Genomic DNA, 332 nt, shown 5'->3' on the forward strand with positions numbered 1-332 from the left:
ACGGCGCGACGGTCGGCGCGGACGGGTTCTGACTCAAGCTGGCGCGTGCGGTCGGTAGAAGGTCAGATGGTCGGTAGAAGGTCAGGTGGTCGGTACTTCGAGCTGCCGACCACCTGACCTTCTACCGACCATCCTGTTCGGCGGGTTCCGCTCCGGTCAGCGGGTGTCCGGCCGACGTGGCGGAGCGCCAGGTCTCCTCGATCGCGACGACGCGCTCGTGCAGCGCCGTGGGGTCGGCGATCCGGGGGCACCGGCCCCGACGTGGCGGCGTCGGTCAGCCAGTCGGCCCAGGCCTGCCACCGCGGCAGGTAGAGCCCGCGCACCAGGCCGTG

The sequence above is a fragment of the Promicromonospora kroppenstedtii DSM 19349 genome (assembly GCF_000515355.1).
Classification (GTDB): domain Bacteria; phylum Actinomycetota; class Actinomycetes; order Actinomycetales; family Cellulomonadaceae; genus Promicromonospora; species Promicromonospora kroppenstedtii.